Annotated in this window: 16 protein-coding genes; 11 read left to right on the top strand and 5 right to left on the bottom strand. The window is 73.6% G+C overall.

Translation table 11 applies throughout. The features are described from left to right. Window positions 1-79: 79 nt before the first annotated feature. A complete protein-coding gene (locus ACFVXJ_RS03055) occupies window positions 80-1,153 on the top strand; it encodes a DUF2330 domain-containing protein (RefSeq protein ID WP_389657629.1) in 1,074 nt (357 codons plus the stop codon). Between the two features lie 45 nt (window positions 1,154-1,198). Here ACFVXJ_RS03055 and ACFVXJ_RS03050 read toward each other — a convergent pair whose 3' ends face one another. Both ACFVXJ_RS03050 and ACFVXJ_RS03045 read right to left on the bottom strand, forming a co-directional pair. Next, the gene (locus tag ACFVXJ_RS03050; protein ID WP_389657626.1) at window positions 1,199-2,011 is read right to left on the bottom strand and encodes a RimK family alpha-L-glutamate ligase; all 813 of its coding nucleotides are present in this window, start codon (window positions 2,009-2,011) and stop codon (window positions 1,199-1,201) included. Then, the gene (locus ACFVXJ_RS03045) at window positions 2,008-2,907 is read right to left on the bottom strand and encodes a RimK family alpha-L-glutamate ligase (RefSeq protein WP_389657623.1); all 900 of its coding nucleotides are present in this window, start codon (window positions 2,905-2,907) and stop codon (window positions 2,008-2,010) included. The genes ACFVXJ_RS03050 and ACFVXJ_RS03045 overlap by 4 nt, the downstream gene beginning before the upstream one ends. Before the next feature lie 262 nt (window positions 2,908-3,169). Between ACFVXJ_RS03045 and ACFVXJ_RS03040 the strand changes: the two genes are divergently transcribed. The 7 genes from ACFVXJ_RS03040 (at window position 3,170) to ACFVXJ_RS03010 (ending at window position 9,344) form a co-directional block, all read left to right on the top strand. Continuing rightward, window positions 3,170-4,738 carry a sensor histidine kinase gene (locus tag ACFVXJ_RS03040; RefSeq protein ID WP_389657620.1) on the top strand — a complete coding sequence of 523 codons (1,569 nt, stop codon included), beginning with the start codon at window positions 3,170-3,172 and terminating at the stop codon, window positions 4,736-4,738. Continuing rightward, on the top strand, window positions 4,735-5,136 hold the full coding sequence (locus ACFVXJ_RS03035; RefSeq protein ID WP_136214855.1) for a roadblock/LC7 domain-containing protein: 402 nt from the start codon (window positions 4,735-4,737) through the stop codon (window positions 5,134-5,136). The genes ACFVXJ_RS03040 and ACFVXJ_RS03035 overlap by 4 nt, the downstream gene beginning before the upstream one ends. Continuing rightward, window positions 5,133-5,486, top strand: a complete 354-nt coding sequence (locus ACFVXJ_RS03030; protein ID WP_389657616.1) for a DUF742 domain-containing protein — start codon at window positions 5,133-5,135, stop codon at window positions 5,484-5,486. Before ACFVXJ_RS03035 ends, ACFVXJ_RS03030 begins: the two co-directional genes overlap by 4 nt. Further along, complete coding sequence (locus ACFVXJ_RS03025; RefSeq protein WP_389657613.1) at window positions 5,467-6,084, top strand: ATP/GTP-binding protein; 618 nt, start codon at window positions 5,467-5,469, stop codon at window positions 6,082-6,084. Before ACFVXJ_RS03030 ends, ACFVXJ_RS03025 begins: the two co-directional genes overlap by 20 nt. After that, complete coding sequence (locus ACFVXJ_RS03020; RefSeq protein ID WP_389657610.1) at window positions 6,081-7,319, top strand: cytochrome P450; 1,239 nt, start codon at window positions 6,081-6,083, stop codon at window positions 7,317-7,319. The genes ACFVXJ_RS03025 and ACFVXJ_RS03020 overlap by 4 nt, the downstream gene beginning before the upstream one ends. Then, entirely contained in the window at window positions 7,316-8,551 is a 1,236-nt protein-coding gene (locus ACFVXJ_RS03015) for a cytochrome P450 (RefSeq protein WP_389657606.1), read from the top strand. Before ACFVXJ_RS03020 ends, ACFVXJ_RS03015 begins: the two co-directional genes overlap by 4 nt. Before the next feature lie 61 nt (window positions 8,552-8,612). Then, entirely contained in the window at window positions 8,613-9,344 is a 732-nt protein-coding gene (locus tag ACFVXJ_RS03010) for a hypothetical protein (RefSeq protein WP_389657603.1), read from the top strand. A 416-nt stretch (window positions 9,345-9,760) separates the two neighbouring features. On the opposite strand, the gene ACFVXJ_RS03005 is transcribed toward ACFVXJ_RS03010, so the two are convergent. The 3 genes from ACFVXJ_RS03005 to ACFVXJ_RS02995 all read right to left on the bottom strand — a co-directional run bounded on the left by ACFVXJ_RS03005 (window position 9,761) and on the right by ACFVXJ_RS02995 (window position 12,190). Continuing rightward, entirely contained in the window at window positions 9,761-10,501 is a 741-nt protein-coding gene (locus tag ACFVXJ_RS03005) for an anti-sigma factor family protein (protein ID WP_389657600.1), read from the bottom strand. Then, window positions 10,498-11,100 (bottom strand): sigma-70 family RNA polymerase sigma factor, encoded by a 603-nt coding sequence (locus ACFVXJ_RS03000; RefSeq protein ID WP_389657597.1) that lies wholly within the window; start codon window positions 11,098-11,100, stop codon window positions 10,498-10,500. Before ACFVXJ_RS03000 ends, ACFVXJ_RS03005 begins: the two co-directional genes overlap by 4 nt. Before the next feature lie 109 nt (window positions 11,101-11,209). Beyond that, window positions 11,210-12,190: a DUF1996 domain-containing protein gene (locus ACFVXJ_RS02995; RefSeq protein ID WP_389657594.1), complete on the bottom strand. Its 981-nt coding sequence runs from the start codon at window positions 12,188-12,190 to the stop codon at window positions 11,210-11,212. A gap of 234 nt (window positions 12,191-12,424) precedes the next feature. Between ACFVXJ_RS02995 and ACFVXJ_RS02990 the strand changes: the two genes are divergently transcribed. The 3 genes from ACFVXJ_RS02990 to ACFVXJ_RS02980 all read left to right on the top strand — a co-directional run bounded on the left by ACFVXJ_RS02990 (window position 12,425) and on the right by ACFVXJ_RS02980 (window position 18,323). Continuing rightward, the gene (locus ACFVXJ_RS02990; RefSeq protein WP_389657592.1) at window positions 12,425-13,168 is read left to right on the top strand and encodes a DUF1838 family protein; all 744 of its coding nucleotides are present in this window, start codon (window positions 12,425-12,427) and stop codon (window positions 13,166-13,168) included. A 369-nt stretch (window positions 13,169-13,537) separates the two neighbouring features. Further along, window positions 13,538-15,310 carry a S8 family serine peptidase gene (locus tag ACFVXJ_RS02985; RefSeq protein ID WP_389658598.1) on the top strand — a complete coding sequence of 591 codons (1,773 nt, stop codon included), beginning with the start codon at window positions 13,538-13,540 and terminating at the stop codon, window positions 15,308-15,310. 247 nt (window positions 15,311-15,557) lie between these two features. Beyond that, window positions 15,558-18,323: an AAA family ATPase gene (locus ACFVXJ_RS02980; protein ID WP_389657589.1), complete on the top strand. Its 2,766-nt coding sequence runs from the start codon at window positions 15,558-15,560 to the stop codon at window positions 18,321-18,323.

The following is an 18,323-nucleotide window of genomic DNA, read 5'->3' as shown; positions in this document are numbered from 1 at the left end:
GGGGGCGAGGAACCGGATCCGGTGATCGTTCGTCCCAGTGGCCGTGTGGAACGCGAAGATAAGACGAAGAGTCCTGACCTTGGTGTTCGCCCTGCTCGCGACGCAACTGGGGTCCCTCGTCGGCCCGGCGTACGCCTGCGGCTGCGGAGCCATGATCCCCGACGGCTTCTCCCGGATCGGGGTCGCCCGGGAGACCTCCGTCCTGCGCTGGGACGGCCGGACCGAACAGATCGTGATGCGGTTCAGGGTCGACGGGGACGCCAAGAAGGCCGCCTGGATCATGCCGGTGCCCGGGCGGGCCACGGTCGAGACGGCCAAGGCGGAGTTGTTCACCGACCTCGCCCGGTTCACCCTGCCCGAGCGCAGGACGCGCGGCTACTTCTGGCCGCGCGAGCACGACTGGCCCTTCTCCTCCGGGAGCGGTGACGCGGTCGGCGCCCCGATGCCCGGCGCGGGCGCCCCGTCCGTGGGCGTCGTCGGACGCGAACAGCTCGGCGACTTCGATGTCGCGCGGCTGACGGCCACCGACCCCGACGCCCTGCGGCGGTGGCTGGAGACCAACGGTTTCAAGCTGCCGGACGGGCTCTCCGCCGAGCTCAAGCCGTACGTCGACCAGAAGTGGGAGTACGTCGCCGTCCGCCTCGCCCCCCGGGACCGGACCAAGGCGCTGGGCGGGGACCTCGACCCGCTGAGCATCCGGTTCGACAGCGACCGGCTCGTCTACCCGATGCGGCTCTCCCGGCGGGCCAAGACCCCCCAGTCGCTCGGGCTGTACGTCCTCGCGGACCACCGGATGGAGCCGGTCTCCCCGATCGGCGGGGCCGCGCCGAAGGTGGCCTTCGCCGGGACCGTCACCCCCAGCGGCCCGGTGGCGGAACTCACCGGGGGCACCCGGCCGGTGTTCCTCACGGCGATCGAGCAGGAGTTCCCCGAACCGGCCCGCATCGACGGCGACCACGAACTGCGCGCCACCGCCGAGGACACCCCGTACCGGCGGACGGTCTACCACGACGAACTCCTCACCGTCGGCGGCGTCCCCGCCTGGCTCCTCACCATGGCGGCGGTCGTGCTCGCGGCGGCCCTCGTCCTGCTCCTCGCGCTCCGGGCCAAGCGCCGCGGCGCCCGGAGCGTCCGACCCCTTTCCGGGACGTAGTACCCCGGCGCGCCCGGGCCGGGGCCGGGCGCGCCGGTCACAGCCCTACCCGGCCCGGTGCAGGGCCAGGGCCGCCAGGGCCTCCGGGGCGCCGGGGCGGCCGCGCATGCCGGGGAAGGCGTTGACGTCCACGATCAGCGGGGTCCCGTCGCCGGTGTCGATGATGTCCACCCCGTAGACGTCCAGCGCGAACACCTCGCCGACGCGGAGCGTCAACTCGGCCCAGGCCGCGGGGGGCTCGCCCCGGACCTGGGCGGGTTCCGGGTCCTGCGCGGCCAGTTCCGAGCGCCGGACGCCCGCGAAGACCCGGTCGCCGATCGCGTACAGCTTGTGGTCCCAGCCGTTGTTGGGGGCGAAGCCCTGTACCACCACGGGTTCCTCGCCCCACCCGGCCGCCAGCTCCCGCAGCCGCGCCGCGTCGTCGACCCGTGCCACCAGGTCGCCCTTGCGGCTGCGCCGGCTCTTGACCACCAGGGGCCAGGGCGACCCCGGCAGCCCCGGCCCGGCGCCGGCCTGCCGGGCCAGCCGGTCCAGGGAGGGGAAGGCCGTCGTCGCCGCGAAGGGCAGCCCGGCCCGGCGGGCCAGCTCCGCCATGTCCCTGCGGTCCTGGCAGCGCGCCGTGGCCGCCGCGGTGTTCACCACCGGCGCGCCCCGATCCTCCAGCGCTCGCGCCAGTTCCAGCGCCCGGGGGTCGCGGGCCTTGAGGAGGTACACGTCGGCCCGTGCGCCGGCCTCCGGCGACCGGCCCCGCGCATCGCGCGGATCCACCACCACCACGTCGTGGGCGGGGCCGAGCGCGGCCGCCGCCCCCGCCAGCAGGGGGTGCCCGGCGTCGGCGGTGATCAGACCGACCCTCATGCGCCGTCACCCGCCCGGGCCGAGACCTGTGCCGGGATCGACAGGTGGAGGGACGGGGGAAGCGGTGGCGGGCACGGCCCCGCACCACCGGACCGGGCCAGGTCGAGGACGGCCCGGGCCACGCGGGCGGCGGCCTCCGGCACCTGACGGAAGCTCGGGAAGTCGTTCACGTCCACCACCACCGGCCCGTCGGGGCCCAGCAGCACGTCCAGGCCGTACAGGTCCAGTCCGTACACCGCACCGACCTGCGCGGCGATCGCGGCCACCTCGGCGGGGAGCGGCACCCGGCGCTCGCGCACCGGACGGTCCGGGTGCAGGGGTGAGCAGCGTTCGGTGGCGAACAGTTCCCCGCCGACGCAGTACACCTTGATGTCGGTGCCCGAATTGGGCACGTACGGCTGGGCGATGAGCATGCCCTCGCCGGCCAGCCGGGGCAGCAGCGCGGCGAGCCGGTCGGGGGAGGCCACCAGGTGCACCGCCCGGCCGGAGCTGCCGTCCGCGGGCTTGACGACCAGGGGGTACTCCGACGCCGGTATCTCGGCGAGCAGCTCGGGCCGCGCCACGGCGTACGTCGGCGGCAGCGGGAGGCCCCGGGCGCGCCCGAGGGCGGCGGCCAGCGCCTTGTCCCGTACGCCGCGGATCGACCGGGCGTCGTTGACGGTGGTCATGCCGGTGGCGGCGGCCGCTTCGAGCAGGGTCAGCCCGGGGCCGCCGGACACCGTCTTGAGCACCCAGGCGTCGTGAACCCCGGTACGCACCAGGTCGGTCATGCGCAGCAGCGAGCCGCCCGGCCGCAGCACGTCCACGTGGTGGCCCCATGCGGTCAGCTGCCGGATCACCTCGTTCGGCATGCCGTCGTGGCGGTAGTGCTCCTCCACCAGGAAGCAGAGCCTCATGGACCTTCCCCATATTTTCCGGACGTCCGCCGATCCCGCCCGGCGAGTTGTGACGTCACAGGATGCCATGGCCGCAATGTGATGATCGGCCGGTGGCGGTAGGGGATTCCGTAGAAAACGCATGAGAACTGCCTTAAGTGGCCATTACTCAGCGTCACGGTCACCAAGAACTTTCCAAACTGATCAACAATTCTCTTATAGTGAGACCTTGTTGCACAGGAACCCTCTCTTCCATTTACGCCCCGGTTTGAGGCTTTGATTGATGACGGCGTCGCCCTCCCCCCTTCGCCCTTCCGCGCTCGCGCTGCTCGTCACGGCCGTGCCGGCCGGAGTGCTCTGCACGGCGGCGGTGGCCGCGGCCCCGTCGACCGTTCGCGTCCCCCTCGGCTGGTTCTCCGTCTTCGGGGTCCTGCTGCTCTCCGTCGCCGCCTTCGCCGTCACCTGGCTGACGCGCACCGGCCGCCTGTTGCGCCGCCGGATAGCCGCCTTGGGCGCCGACATCGCGACGCGTGACGGCCACCTCGCCCGGCTCACCGCCGACGCCGCCCGTGACGCGGCCGCGCGCACCGCCGAACACGCCCGCCTCACCCGGGAGCACGCCGCGGAACTGGAGCGGCTGAAGACCGCCCACGCCGTCGAGCTCGACCTGGTGACCGACGCGCGGCTCGCCGACCGCGAGCGGCTCGGCGAGGAACTGCGGCGCGCCGAGTCCGGACGGGCCGCCGCCATGGCCGCCGCCGCCAACGCCGCCGGCCGGATGCAGGCGCTCGCCACCGGCATGCTGGCCGACCTGCGCGAGATGGAACACCGCCACGCCGACGAGGACGTGCTCGGCGACCTGCTGCACCTCGACCACCGCACCGCCCAGGCGGGCCGCCTCGCGGACTCCATCGCCGTCCTCACCGGAGCCCGCTCGGGCCGTCGCTGGGCGAAGCCGATCGTCATGGAGTCGATCCTGCGCGGCGCCATGGGCCGGATCGGCGGCTACCAGCGGGTCCGGCTCCACTCCACCAGCGACGCCGCCGTCGCGGGGCACGCCGCCGAAGGCGTCATGCACGCCCTCGCCGAACTCCTCGACAACGCCGCCAACTTCTCCCCGCCGACCGCCGAAGTCCACGTCTACGTGGAGGAGGTGCCGGCCGGGGTCTGCATCACCGTCGAGGACAGCGGCCTGGTCATGAGCGAGGTCCAGCTGCGCCGCGCCGAACAGGCCGTGGCGGGCGAGTCCCTGGACCTGGCCGGGCTCTCCGGAACCCGCCTCGGACTCGCGGTCGTCGGCCGCCTCGCCCGCAAGCACGGGCTCACGGTGTCCTTCCGACCGTCCGCGCGCGGCGGTACCGGCGCGCTGATGATGCTGCCGCAGGAGCTGATCAGCCGCGCCCCGGCCGGCGCCGGGCCGACGCCGGCCCTCGTGGCCGCTCCGGCCGGAGCCGCCGGGGAGCGGACCGGGGAACCGGCCGTGCACCACGGGTCCCGCCCGCGCGGGGACGGCGCGGACACCGGTGGCGCCGGGCGCGCGAAGGACCGTACCCGCTCGGCGGCGGGCGACACCCCGGACGCCGTACCCACGGCCCCCGTCGAGGACCCCGCGACCGCCGACGGGGACCCCCGGCCCGGTGACCCGGAACTGCCCCGGCGCCGCCGCGGCCGTACCCTGGCCGCCGCCCACCCCGAAGGACCCGAGGCCGCCGCCCGCGCGGCCCGGACCCGGGCCGCCCCGAGCGGCGCCTCCCAGTCCGCCGCCCGCTTCGGCAGCTTCCGGCAGGCCGTGCGCGGCGCGTCGGCGCAGCAGCCCCCGAACACCCCGCACCCGGAAGGCAACACGCGATGACCGGCTCCACGACCGACGAGACGCTCAGCTGGCTCCTGGAAGGACTCCTGGAACGCACCCCCGGCGCCCGCCACGCGCTCGTGCTCTCCCGGGACGGCCTCAAGCTGTGCCGCACCCCCGAGCTCTCCGTCGACCAGGCCGACCAGCTCGCCGCGATCGCCGCCGGCATCCAGAGCCTCTCGCACGGCGCGTCGATCGAGTTCGGCGACGGCACCGGGGGAGTGCGCTCCGCGATGGCCGAGTTCTACGGCGGCATCCTGTTCATCGTCGAGGCCGGGGAAGGCGCGCACCTGGCGCTCGTCGCCGCCGAGGACGCCGACGCGGGCCTGGTCGGCCACAACATGTCCGAACTGGTGGAGCAGCTCAGCGAGCATTTGATCGCGAGGCCCCGGGGTTGAGCCGGAACAGGCCGGGCCGGGACGACTCCCCGGACCGGCTCTACACCCTCACCGGCGGTCGCAGCAGCTCCGGTTCGGACGCCTTCGACCTCGTCACGCTGATCGTCGCCGAATGCGATCCGGTACCCGGCATGCAGTCGGAGCACGCGGCGATCCTGCGGATGTGCCACTACCCGACGGCGGTCGTCGAGATCGCCGCCGAGCTGGGCCTACCGGTGTCGATCGTCCGGATCCTGCTCGCCGACCTGCTCGGCACCGGCCGGATCAGCGCCCGACACCCGCGTGCGGCGTACCGCCTTCCCGACCCCGACATCCTGGAGCAGGTGCTCGTTGGACTCCGCAACCTCTGACCGGCGTGAAACCCGGCAGACCCTCAGCAGCACCGCCGACAACGGCTTGAAGATCGTCATCGTGGGCGGCTTCGGCGTGGGCAAGACCACCATGGTCCGCTCGGTCAGCGAGATCCGGCCGCTGAACACCGAAGAGACCATGACCAAGGCGGGCGAGGGCGTCGACGACACCGACGGCGTCACCGGGAAGAGCGCCACCACGGTCGCCTTCGACTTCGGCCGGATCACGCTCGACGCGCGGAACGTGCTCTACCTCTTCGGCGCCCCCGGGCAGGAACGTTTCTGGTTCCTGTGGGACCGGCTGTTCTCCGGCACCCTCGGCGCGGTCGTCCTCGTCGACACGCGCCGGCTCGCCGACTCCTGGTACGCCATCGACCGCCTCGAACACCACGGCACGCCCTTCGTGGTGGCCTGCAACGACTTCGGCGGCCCCGGCCACACCGCCGAACAGATCCGCGAGGCCCTCGACCTGCCGCCCGAGGTGCCGCTCGTCTTCTGCGACGCCCGCTCGCGCGCGTCCAGCAAGGACGTCCTGATCTCCCTCGTCCGCCACCTCCAGACGGCAGCCCCGCCCCACACCCCGGAGCCCACCCCGTGACCACCCCCGCCGACCGCGCACCGCAGCCCGTCTACCTCGGTGGCCCGCGGTTCCAGACCGACCCGCTCGCGCTCTACCGGGAGATGCGGCGCGACCACGGCGCGGTCGCCCCTGTCGTCCTCGACGGCGACGTCCCGGCCTGGCTGGTCCTCGGCTACCGCGAACTGCACCAGGTCACCAGCGACCCACAGCTCTTCTCCCGCGACTCCGACCTGTGGAACCAGTGGGACCGCATCCCCGCCGACTGGCCCCTGCTCCCGATGATCGGCCGCAAACAGCCCTCCATCCTCTACACCGTCGGCGAACGCCACCGCGAGCGCGCGGCGGTCGTCTCCGGCGCGCTGGAAGCCGTCGACCCCTTCGAACTCAAGGGGCACGCCGAGCGGTTCGCGGACGAGCTGATCGACCGGCTGTGCGGCAAGGGCGCGTGCGACATCGTCGGCGAGTACGCGATGCTGCTGCCGCTGCGCGTCCTCGCCCGGATCTACGGCTTCTCCGACGAGCAGGGTCCGGGCCTGGTCACCGCCATGAACGACATGATCAACGGCCGGGAGGGCGCCCTCGACGGTCAGCGCCACCTCGCCGAGTCCATGTTCGCGCTGATCGCGGACAAGCTGGTGCGCCCCGAACACGACGTCGTCTCCCGGATGCTCGCCCGACGGGGCGACTTCACCGTCGAGGAGATCGCGCAGGACCTGATGGTGATGCTGGCCGCCGGCCACCAGCCCACCGCCGACTGGATCGGCAACTCGCTGCGCCTCATGCTCACCGACGACCGTTTCGCCGCCTCGCTCGCGGGCGGCCGGCACAGCGTCGGCGAAGCGATGAACGAGGTCCTGTGGGAGGACACCCCCACCCAGAACGTGGCCGGCCGCTGGACCTCCCGCGACACCCGCCTCGGCGGACAGCGCATCAACCGGGGCGACCTCGTGCTGCTCGGTCTGGCCGCCGCCAACGCCGACCCGCACGTACGCACCGACGCGGGGGCCCTGACCGGCGGCAACAACGCCTTCTTCTCCTTCGGCCACGGCGAGCACCGCTGCCCGTTCCCCGCCCAGGAGATCGCCGAGGCCATCGCCCGGACCGGCATCGAGGTCCTCCTCGACCGGCTCCCGGACGTCGACCTCGCCGTGCCCGCCGCCGACCTCGCCCGGCGGCCCTCGCCCTGGCTGCGCGGCCTCTCCGCGCTGCCCGTGACCTACACCCCGACCCCCGCCCTTGGAGCCTCCGGATGACGTGCCCGATCGACCACACGGGACCCGCCGCCATCACCCTGGACCCCCTCGTCGCCGACCTCGACGCCGAGGGCGCCGAGCTGCGCGCCGCCGGACCGCTGGCCCGGGTCGTCCTGCCCGGCGGCGTCGGCGTGTACGCCGTCACCCGCCACGCCGAGGCCCGGGCGCTGCTGACCGACTCGCGGCTGGTGAAGGACATCAACGCCTGGGGCGCGTGGCAGCGCGGCGAGATACCCGCCGACTGGCCGCTGATCGGCCTCGCCAACCCCGGTCGTTCCATGCTCACCGTCGACGGCGACGAGCACCGGCGCCTGCGCGCCCTCGTCGCGCAGGCCCTGACCGTCCGCCGGGTGGAGAAACTGCGCGCGGGCATCGAGGCCCTGACGCACGGGATGCTCGACCGGCTGGCCGAGCACCCGGCCGGCGCGACCGTGGACCTCAAGGCGGAGTTCGCCTACCCGCTGCCGATGAACGTCATCAGCGAGCTCATGGGCGTGGACGCCGCCGAACACCCCCGGCTCAAGGCGCTGTTCGAGAAGTTCTTCTCGACGCAGACACCGCCGGAGGAGGTGCCGCGGATGATGGCCGACCTGTCGGCGCTGTTCTCCCGGATCGTGGAGTCCAAGCGGGAGAACCCCGGCGACGACCTGACCAGCGCCCTGCTCGCGGCCTCGGAGAACGGCGACCACCTCACCCCCGAGGAGATCACCAACACCCTCCAGTTGATGGTCGCGGCCGGTCACGAGACCACCATCAGCCTGATCGTCAACGCCGTCGTGGCCCTGGAGACCCACCCGGAGCAGCGTGCCCGCGTCCTCAAGGGCGAGGTGCCGTGGGAGAACGTCATCGAGGAGACCCTGCGCTGGTCCACCCCGACCTCGCACGTCCTGATCCGCTTCGCCGCCGAGGACATCGAGGTGGGCGACCGGATCCTGCCCAAGGGCGAGGGCCTGATCGTCTCCTTCGGCGCCATCGGCCGGGACGAGATCCAACACGGGCCGGACGCCGGCGAGTTCGACGTGACCCGCACCCCCAACCGGCACATCTCCTTCGGGCACGGCCCGCACGTCTGCCCGGGCGCGGCCCTCTCGCGCCTGGAGGCGCTCGTCGCGCTCCCCGCGCTCTACGCCCGCTTCCCGGACCTCGCGCTCGCCGTCCCGCGCGAGGAACTGCGCAACAAGCCGATCCTGACCCAGAACGACCTCTTCGACCTGCCGGTCCGCCTGAGCTGAGCGGTTTCCGGTCGGCGAAAAATACGAATGCCCGTACGAGGAGCCCTGCTAGGTTGACCACGTGCCGAAGCTGAATCAGATCATCGCCGTCGAAAAGGGCGTCAAGTCCAAGTCGCTCCAGGAGCTCACCCAGGCTCACCAGGACGTCCAGAAGCCCGCCCTGCTCGCGGGCATCTCCCGGACGTACCAGCCCAAGGACGAGGAGGGCGAACAACTGCCGCCCGAGTCCACGCGGGTGCAGATCAAGGCCGAGGACGTGCTGCGCGCGACCGCCGGCACGCTCACCCGACTCTTCGACGTGACGGCCACGAAGGACTGGGCCAACCGCACCGCCGCCGCCGACGTCGTGGTCGACGGACAGGTGCTGCTGGCCCAGGTCCCCGTCCCGTATCTGCTCTTCCTGGAGAAGCAGCTCACGGACCTGCACACCTTCGTACGGAAGCTGCCGGTACTGGACGCCTCGGAGTCCTGGAACCTGGACCCCTCCACGGACTCGTGGAAGACCGACCCCGTCCGCACCATCCGGACGAAGAAGGTCCCGCGCAACCACGTGAAGGCCGAGGCGACCGACAAGCACCCGGCGCAGGTCGAGGTGTACTACGAGGACGTCCCGGTGGGCTACTGGACGACGGTGAAGTTCTCCGGGGCGCTGCCCGCGCGCCGGGTCAACGAACTCCTCGACCGCGTCGAGAAGATCCAGCAGGCCGTGAAGTTCGCCCGCGAAGAGGCCAACGGCGTCGACGTCACCGACCAGCGGATCGGCGACGCCGTGTTCGGCTACCTGTTCAGGTAGCCCCGAGATCGCCCCCCGTGCGAGCGGGGGGTGGCGCGAAGAGCGCAAGCTGAAACTGATGTTGAAGCTGACACGGGGCGTCAGTTGGGGGTTCGAATCCCTCCCCCCGCACCACGTGCGGGGGTGGCCCAAGCCTGGCAGAGGCGGCCCCTGAATCTCAGATTCTCGCTCCAGTCTCAGTATTCGCCGCCGAACACCGGATCGACCGAGCGCGGACGATCATCGATGGATAGGGGTTCAAGTCCCTTCTGTGCCTCTCGTGGCGCGGTAGTTCAAAGGCAGAACACGTCGATTTCAGACTGATCCGCGACTCTTAAACGCCGCCGGTGTGCGCAATTGGGTGGCACCACAGGAGCCCGGGAGCTGGATACGCTCCCGGGCTCCGTCACGCCCGCCGCCGGTCCGGCCGCCGAACGTCAGGCCCGTACCGGGACCGACACGAAGGTCTTGCCCGCCTCGTTCTCGACCAGGACCTCCTTGACGTCGGACACCGCCACGGCCGCCGAACCGTCCAGCGAGGCACCCTTGCCCTCGCCGTGCTCCGTGGCGCCCACGACCCAGCCGCCCGCCGTACTGCGCGTCCCGTCCCGCGAGACCACCACCAGCCGGCAGCGCTCACCCGCGGGCACACCGGTCACGGCCGCGTGCACCCGTACCCACGCCGCGGCCGGTACCACCTGCACCGTCATCCGGGCACCGCTGCCCCCGTCCGTCGCGGACGCCACCCGGGTCCCGGGCACCGCCGACGGCGCCGGTGTCGGCGCAGGCGAGAGCGTCGGGGACGGCGGCGGGGGCTGCGCGACGTTCGCGGCGCCGCCCGTGCCCAGTTGCGTCCCGGCCCAGAACACCGCGGCCAACGCGGCGGCCGCCGCCAGTCCCGCCATCCCGTAGCGGCGCCGCGCCCGGGCCGCCCGCTCGCCGCGGACCTGCCGCAACGTGCGGCGCAACAACAGGTCGCCCCCCTGTGGGGGTCCGTCGAGGAACGCCTCCGGGGGAACCTCGCCCAGGGCCGTCTCCATCTCGCGCAACGCGGCCACCTCCTCCCGGCACTGCACGCAGTCGCCGACGTGCTCCTCGACGCGCCGTACGTCCGCCTCGTCGAGGACTCCGAGCACGTACGGGCCGAGCAGTTCCTCCTCGTGCCGCTGCCGGCTCATGCCACCACCTCCCGCAGTCCGCCGGGCTGCTGGGGCGGCCTGCCCGATCGTTTGCTCCTGTTGCCGTCCCCGGCGCCCTCCGTGAAGACCTCGCGCAGGGCCTTGAGCGCGTAGTGCGCACGCGATTTGACCGTGCCCGCCGGGATGCCGAGCCGGTCGGCGGCCTCGGCGACGCTGCGCTCGCGGTAGTACAACTCGGTCAACACGTCCCGGTGTTCCGGAGTCAGCCGGTCCAGCGCGCCGAGCACCGTCATGGCGTCGACCACGGAGTCCGCGTGGTCCACCTCGACCGGGGGAGCGGCCGCGGCGCCCGACACCTCCGGCGGCCGGGCCGCCTTCGCGCGGTACCGGTCGGTGATGATGTTCCGGGCGACCGTGAGCAGCCAGCCGCGCACCGAACCCTTCCCGTTGACCAGGACCTCGGAGTGCCGCCAGGCCCGCAGGAGGGTCTCCTGGACCACGTCCTCGGCGGCGGCCCGGTCCCCGGTGAGCCGGGTGGCGTACGCGAGCAGGGCATGGCCGTGCTCCTCGTACACCGATGTGATCAGTGCCTCATCGGTCGAGCCCCGCCGAGTGCGGGGCCACAGTGGTCCGGCCATCTCACCCTCTCCGTCTTCCTCGCTTGCGTGGTGCGGTCCGAACACGAGCCCAGGCCGGACCGGGTTCATGTGACCCGCGTCACTCGGCGGGCGCGGCGACCGCGGCGGCTCAGGTCCGGCAGGCGCGGCCCTCGTTGAGGCAGTCCACGACGGCCCGCATCCGCTCGTCGGTCATCACGTTCACGAACATCGCGTGGTCCGTCTTCGGGCTGTGCATCTGCTCGGGGAAGGAGTCGACCGCGAAGGGCGCGCCCGCCGGCACGTCGTAGGTCAGCGAGACACGCAGTTGCGGCACGGGGAAGGTGTCCGCGGGGCAGACGCCGCCCGCGGTGGGGAACCGCAGGTGCGAGCGGTGGCCCGGGCTGTCGGTGTCCAAGCCGTTCCAGCAGCTCGGGAAGACGAGCGTCCGGGTGACGCGCTGCCCGGCGGGACACCGCGGATAGTGCGGGGAGGCGAGGCCCGGCGAGCCCGAACACCCCCAGCGGGCCCGGACGTCCGCGTCGGCGCCCGCCGTGTACGCGACCGCGTCGCCGGTCAGCGCGCGCAGGAAGCGCGGCATGGGCACCACCTTGCCGACCGGGCTGCCGCGGAACTCCACCGTCACGGCCGCCTCCGGCAGGATCTCGCCCGCGTTGCCGTGCCCCGCCGCGTTCTCGTGCGGGTCCCGGCCCGGGCGGTCGGTGCGGCGCAGCACCGGCCAGTAGTACGTCGACCGGTCGCCGCCCGGGCAACTGGTGGGGGCGGCGGCGAGCGAGGCGTCCGTGGACAGGGCGTCGGCGGACAGGTTCCCGACGTAGGAATGGGTGTGGTGGGCGCCGGCCCGCAGCCCCGGCGAGGTCACCAGGTTGTCCTGGTTGTAGTGCCCTTCACCGTTGCGACCGCAATCCACCGTCACCGTTCCGGTCGAGGCGTCCGGACCGGCGGCCGGCCGTCCCGGCTCGGGCAGCATGTCGCGCGGCCCGGCGAAATCCGCCGCGGCGGAGCCCGCGCGCGGTCCGGCCGCCCGGGACGCCCCGACCACGGCGGCCGTCAACCCGCCGCCCAGCACCAGGCAGACCAGCAGCGCGAGCAGTCGCTGTTCGTTCCCCATGGCGGTCACCGTTGCCGCCGGCCGCCACCCGCGTCAACCGGGCATCCGCAGGACGGACGGTCGCGCCCTCCCGCGCACCGCCGACCGGCCCCCGCGCCCGGGCGTCGTCGCACGTCCCCCGCACATCCCGTCGCACGTCCGGTCGGGCGTCCCGTCGCGCGTCCCCCGGCGTCGAAGCCGGTTGGCCGGGGCGTTCCTTGTCCGCGCGGGCGGCGACCGCGCACAGTACCCCGTATGACTCCCGCGGAACGCTTCCAGGCATTCGCCCGCACCCGCGCCTCGCTCGACGGCGCCGAGGTGACCTTCTGGTGGACCGGTGACGTCCACTCCTGGGCGCCCGGTGAGCCCTACCGCCGCCTCTTCGGCTTCGAGGGCCTCAACGTGGCCCGGCTGGTCGTCGGCGAGGGCGCGGACGAGGGCACGTACCGGCTGCTCACCAGGGAAGCCGCTTTCTACCTGGACCCGGGGAGCCGCGAAATCCTGGAGACCTGGGAGGACAAGCCGGTCGTCCACGTCTGGAACGACCCGGCGAACCAGAGGTGGCGCCCCTTCCCCGTGCCCGTGACGGTACTCGGCGACCAGGTGTGTTTCAGCCTGGAGATCCCCCTGGCCTATCCCTCGCCCTTGCCCGTCGCGCGGTACCCGCTGAACTCGGCCGACGACACCTACCGGGCCCTGGAACTGTTCCAGTTCTTCGCGCCCACGACCGTTCTGACCACCGACGCGCCGAGCGTTCCCGCCACCATGTCCTGGACCCGGATGTCCCCGTGGCTGCCCTGGATGGAACAGGGAGCACGCCCCGGCGGCCTCACGTTCCACTGTCGCGGTCGCAAACTCACCTCCTACGAAGACGCCCCCGAACGCACCCGCGCGTACATCGCCGACACCCACCCGGAGTTCGCGCACGCCCCGGAGAAGTGGACCGAGCCGAACGAGACCAGCTGGACGTATTTCCGAGCACTCCACCCGCCCCGGTAGCCTCTTCCCCCAGGAGAGGGGCCGGACAAGGGTTTTCCCCGTATCGAGTTCATCAGGGTGTTGCCTACTGTCTGCCCACCGGCGGTCTTCCCCCGCCACGAACCGCCCCCGCACCAACCCCACATGGTGTGAAGCCTTCCGAGGCCGGGCGGGATCGCCGGTACCGCCGTTGCCCTGCCCCGCCGTCGCGGTCGGGCAACGCGGCGTGCGGTGGTGTCCGGAGCGGGTCTGACCAGCCCGCTCCCGGCCCGCCCGGCCGCCGGCTCACCTCCCACACAGCTCGAACCGGCCGCTCCGGCCTGCCCGGAAACGGCCCGCGAAAGGGAACACGTGCACGCATCCAGACGTCGGCTCATATCCGTGGTGGCGATGTCCGTCACGCTGCTGGCAGGCTCCGCCACCGCCGCCGTGGCCGTGGCCTCCTCGGACCCCGCCACCACCCTCCCGGCCGCCGCGGCCCCCGCCGCGCCCGGCGCCGCGCCCGTGCAGAACCTGATCGTCGGCTACAAGCCCTCCTCCGCCGAAGCCGGCTCCAACAGCGCCGCCGCCGCCGACGCCACCGCCAAGGGCAAGAAGGCCGGCAAGAAGGCGAAGTTCGACCGCCGTCTCGGTACCGGAGCCGCGCTCGTCAACCTGGGCGGTGCGACCGCCCCCGCCGACGCCGCCGACGTGATGGCCCAGTTCCGCGCCGACCCCGACGTCGCCTACGTCGAGCCGGACTCCCGCGCCTACGCCATGGCCACCCCGAACGACACCGAGTACGCCAAGCAGTGGGACCTCTTCGAGCCCACCGCCGGCATGAACGTGCCCGCCGCCTGGGACAAGACGACCGGCTCCGGCGTCACCGTCGCCGTGATCGACACCGGCTACGTGACCCACTCCGACGTCGCCCCCAACATCGTCGCCGGCTACGACTTCATCAGCGACTCCACCGCCGCCCGCGACGGCAACGGCCGCGACAACAACCCGGCCGACCAGGGCGACTGGAGCGCGGCGGGCGAGTGCGGCACCGGCTCCACGGCGAGCGGTTCCTCCTGGCACGGCACGCACGTCGCCGGCACCATCGCCGCGGCCGCCAACAACGCCAAGGGCGTCGCCGGCATCGCGTACAACGCGAAGATCCAGCCGGTCCGCGTCCTCGGCAAGTGCGGCGGCGCCACTTCGGACATCGTCGACGCCATCACCTGGGCCTCCGGCGGCTCGGTCCCCGGCGTCCCGGCGAACGCCACCCCCGCCAAGGTCATCAACATGAGCCTCGGCGGCTCGGGCACCTGCGGCACCAGCTACCAGAACGCCATCAACGCGGCCGTCGCCCGCGGCACCACCGTCGTGGTCGCCGCCGGCAACAGCAACGCCGACGCGGCGGGCTTCACCCCCGCCAGTTGCAACAACGTGATCACCGTGGCCGCCTCCAACCGCACCGGCGACCGCTCCTTCTACTCCAACTTCGGTACCCGCATCGACATCACCGCCCCCGGCGGTGAGACCCGCCGTGCCACCGACACGCCCGGCACCGTCACCACCCCCGAGAACGGCATCCTCTCCTCGCTGAACGACGGCGCCACCACGCCGGGCGCGGAGATCTACAAGCCCTACCAGGGCACCAGCATGGCCTCCCCGCACGTCGCGGGCCTCGCCGCGCTCCTGGTGTCCGCCAAGCCGTCCCTCACCCCGGCGCAGGTCAAGGCGGCCATCAAGGCCAACGCCCGGCCGCTCGCGGGCACCTGCACCGGTGGCTGCGGCGCCGGTCTCGCGGACGCCGCCGCCACCGTCAACGCCGTGATCTCCGCCCCGGTCACCCCGGTGTTCGAGAACACGACGGACGTCGCGATCCCGGACAACGGCGGCGCCGTCTCCTCCTCGGTCACGGTCTCCGGCATCACCGGGAACGCCCCGGCCGCCCTCAAGGTGAACGTCGACATCAAGCACACCTACCGCGGTGACCTCGTCGTCGACCTGGTCGCGCCGAACGGCACCGTCAAGCGGCTGCAGAACTCCTCCGGCGACAGCGCGGACAACATCCTCACCACCTACACCGTGGACGCCTCCGCCCTGCCCGCCAACGGCACCTGGCAGTTGCGCGTCCAGGACGTCGCCGCGGCCGACACCGGCTACATCGACTCCTGGAGCCTCGGCTTCTGAGGCCGGCCCCCACCCCGGTCCGTCAGGCCGCCGGAGCCCCCCAACCCCGGCCCCTGACGGACCCGCTGGTACGGACCAACACCAGCCCCCGGACCTGCCGGTACCCCACGTACCGGCAGGTCCGGGGGCATTCCGGCCGGCTGACTGATTTCTGCGTCACAAAGAGGGTCCACCCCCCGGCCGACCTCGTATTGTCGCGTCTCACAGGAAAGGCACAGGGCGGGGCGCGAAAGGCTGGTGGCTGTGCGTGGCGGCGACGGGGAACGCTGACACAAGCGTCGGGCACGGTGAACTCATCGAGGCGGTCGATCGCGCGCTGACCACCCACGGCCGGGCGATCCTCACCGGGCCGGCCGGAGCCGGCAAGACCGAGGTGGTGCGCGCCGTCGCGGCCGGCGCCGAAGCCCGCCGCGAGACCGTGCTCCACCTCGCCCCGGAAGCCGCCGACCAGTGGATACCCGAGGCATCGGCCGCCGCCCTGCTCGCCTCCGTGCCCCGCGCCGCCCTCGACCGGCTCGCCGGACCCCAGCGCACCGCGATCGCCCTGCTGCGACGCGAGACCGACGCCCCGGGCGACGGGCGCGACCACGTCGCACTGCGCCTCGCCGTCGTCGAGGTGCTGCGCACCCTCGCCACCCGCAACCCGGTCCTGCTCGTCATCGACAACGCCCAGTGGCTCGACGCCGAAAGCACCGACCTCCTGCGCTTCGCCCTGCGCCTCACCCCACCCCGGGTCCGGGTCCTCGTCGCCGAATGCGTCCAAGGCGGTGCCCCCGTCGCCGGACCGCTCTGCGGCCCCACCACCCCCACCGTGCGGGTGCCCCCGCTCGGCGCGGAGGAAGTCGCCGAACTGCTCGTGCGGCACGGGCTGCCCGCCCGCCTCGCCGGCCGCATCCACCAGGCCAGCGGCGGCAACCCGCGCCTGGCCCTCGCCCTCGGGCACTCGCTCACCGAAGCCGCCGGGTCCCGCGACGGCGCTCCCGGCGCCCACCACGCCGACCCGCTGCCCGTCTCCGGGCAGGCCCGCGAAGTCGCCCGGCGGCTGCTCGCCGAAGCACCCGCACGGGCCCGGCGCACCCTGCTCCTCGCCGCCCTCGCCGCCCGCCCCACGACCGCCCTGCTGCGCCGGGCCGGCAGCCCCGACGCCGAGGCGGAACTGGCCGAGGCGGAACGGGCCGCGCTGGTCACCGTGGGCGAGGACGGCGCCGTCAGCTTCACCGCCGGCGCGCTGCCCACGGCACTGGCCGCCGACGCCGGCTGGCCCGAGCGGGCCGCCGGGCACGTCGCGCTCGCCGCCGCCGTCGACGACCCCGTCCAGGCCGTACGGCACCGGGCCCTTGCCGTGGACACCCCCGACGCCGGACTCGCCGCCGAGATCACCGGGGCCGCCGCGGCCTGCCGGCGCCGCGGCCAGCGCGCCCTCGCCGCCGAACTCGGACTGCTCGCCGCCGAACGCACCCCGGGCGACCGGCCCGAGGAGGAACTGGCCCGGCTCGTCACGGCCGCCGAGGACGCGGGCTGGGCCGGGCGCGCCGACCTCGCCCGCCGCGCCGCCCGCGCCGTCCTCGCCCGTGACGCCTCGCCCGCCGACCGGGTCCGCGCCCGCCTCGCCGTGATCGACGCGGCCGGGCAGGCGCTGGCCGATCTCGACGAGACCTTCGCCTACGCCATCGACGACGCGGCCGGGGACCCCGCCCTGCTGGCCGCCGTCCGGCTGCGCGTCGCCTGGAAGCACAACCTCAGCGACGGCGACCCGGTACGCTCCCGCGACGCCGCCGCCGAGGCCGGAGCCCTCGCCGCACTCGGCGGCGACCAGGTGGCCGAGGCCATGGCCCTGACCGTGCGGGCCCGGATGGGCCGTATCCTCGGCGACCCGGGAGCCGAGGACATCCTCGCGGAGGCGCTCGCCCTGCCGGTCCCCGAGGTGCCGCTCGGCATGCGCAACGCGCCGCAGTACCTCGCCGTCCGGCACGCGCTCTTCGACGACCGGCTGGAGGAGGCCCACCGGCAACTGCTCGTGCTGCTGCCCGCCGTGCAGCGCACCGGATCCGCCGAGGACGTCTTCGAAGTGCTGCGCAGCCTCACCGAGGTCGAACTGCGGCGCGGCAGGTGCGCGGCCGGGGCCGCGCACGCCCGGCGCGCCCTGGAACTGACCATCGAGGCGGGCCTCTCTCCCGGCCCCGCGTGGTATGTCGCCGCGACGGCCGAAGCCACCGGCGGCAGCTTCGCCCGCGCCGCCGGCTACGCCCGCCGAGGCATCCAGGCGTCCGAGGAGGAACACGACCAGGTGTTCCTCTCCCGCGCCCTGTTCGCCCTGGGTTCGGTGGAACTGGCCACGGGAGAGGCGGCGAAGGCGGTGGCCACGCTGCGCCGGGTCGCGGGCCTGGAAGCGGCCCAGCAGGTGGTCGACCCCTCGATCCTGCGCTGGCACGGGGAACTCGCCGAGGCCCTGGTCGCGGCCGACGCCCCCGGCGAAGCCGCCGAACTGCTGGACTCCGTCCGTACGGTGGCCCGCACGCTCGGCCGCACCGGTGTGCTGGCCGCCCTCGATCGGGCCCAGGGCCTGTGCCTGTCCGCGCGGGGCGACGCGGAGGCCGCCGTGGCCCTGCTGGAGGCCACGGCCCGACGCTTCGACGAACTCGGCCTGCCTCTCGAACGGGGCCGTACGCTCCTGGCCCTGGCCCGCGTCGAACGCCGCCGCCGGCGCCGCGCCCCCGCCCGTACCGCACTGCGGGAGGCGGCCGAGGTGTTCGACCGGGCCGGGGCGAGACCCTGGCTGGACCTCGCCCGCGACAGCGCTCCCGAAGCCGCCGCCCTGCACCCCGGGGTGGCAGCCCTGACGGAGGCCGAGACCCGCCTCGCGCTGCTCGTCGGCCAGGGCGCCAGCAACCAGGAGGCCGCCGCGAAGCTCTTCCTCAGCGTGAAGACGGTGGAGTCCCGGCTGACCCGCATCTACCAGAAGCTCGACGTCCGTTCGCGGGCGCAGTTGGCGACGGCCCTGCGCGCGCGCTGA

It is taken from the genome of Streptomyces sp. NPDC058279, from assembly GCF_042881255.1.
In the GTDB taxonomy this organism is placed as follows: domain Bacteria; phylum Actinomycetota; class Actinomycetes; order Streptomycetales; family Streptomycetaceae; genus Streptomyces.
Note: the sequence above shows the minus strand (reverse complement) of the source record. Positions and strands in the feature narration are given on the sequence as shown.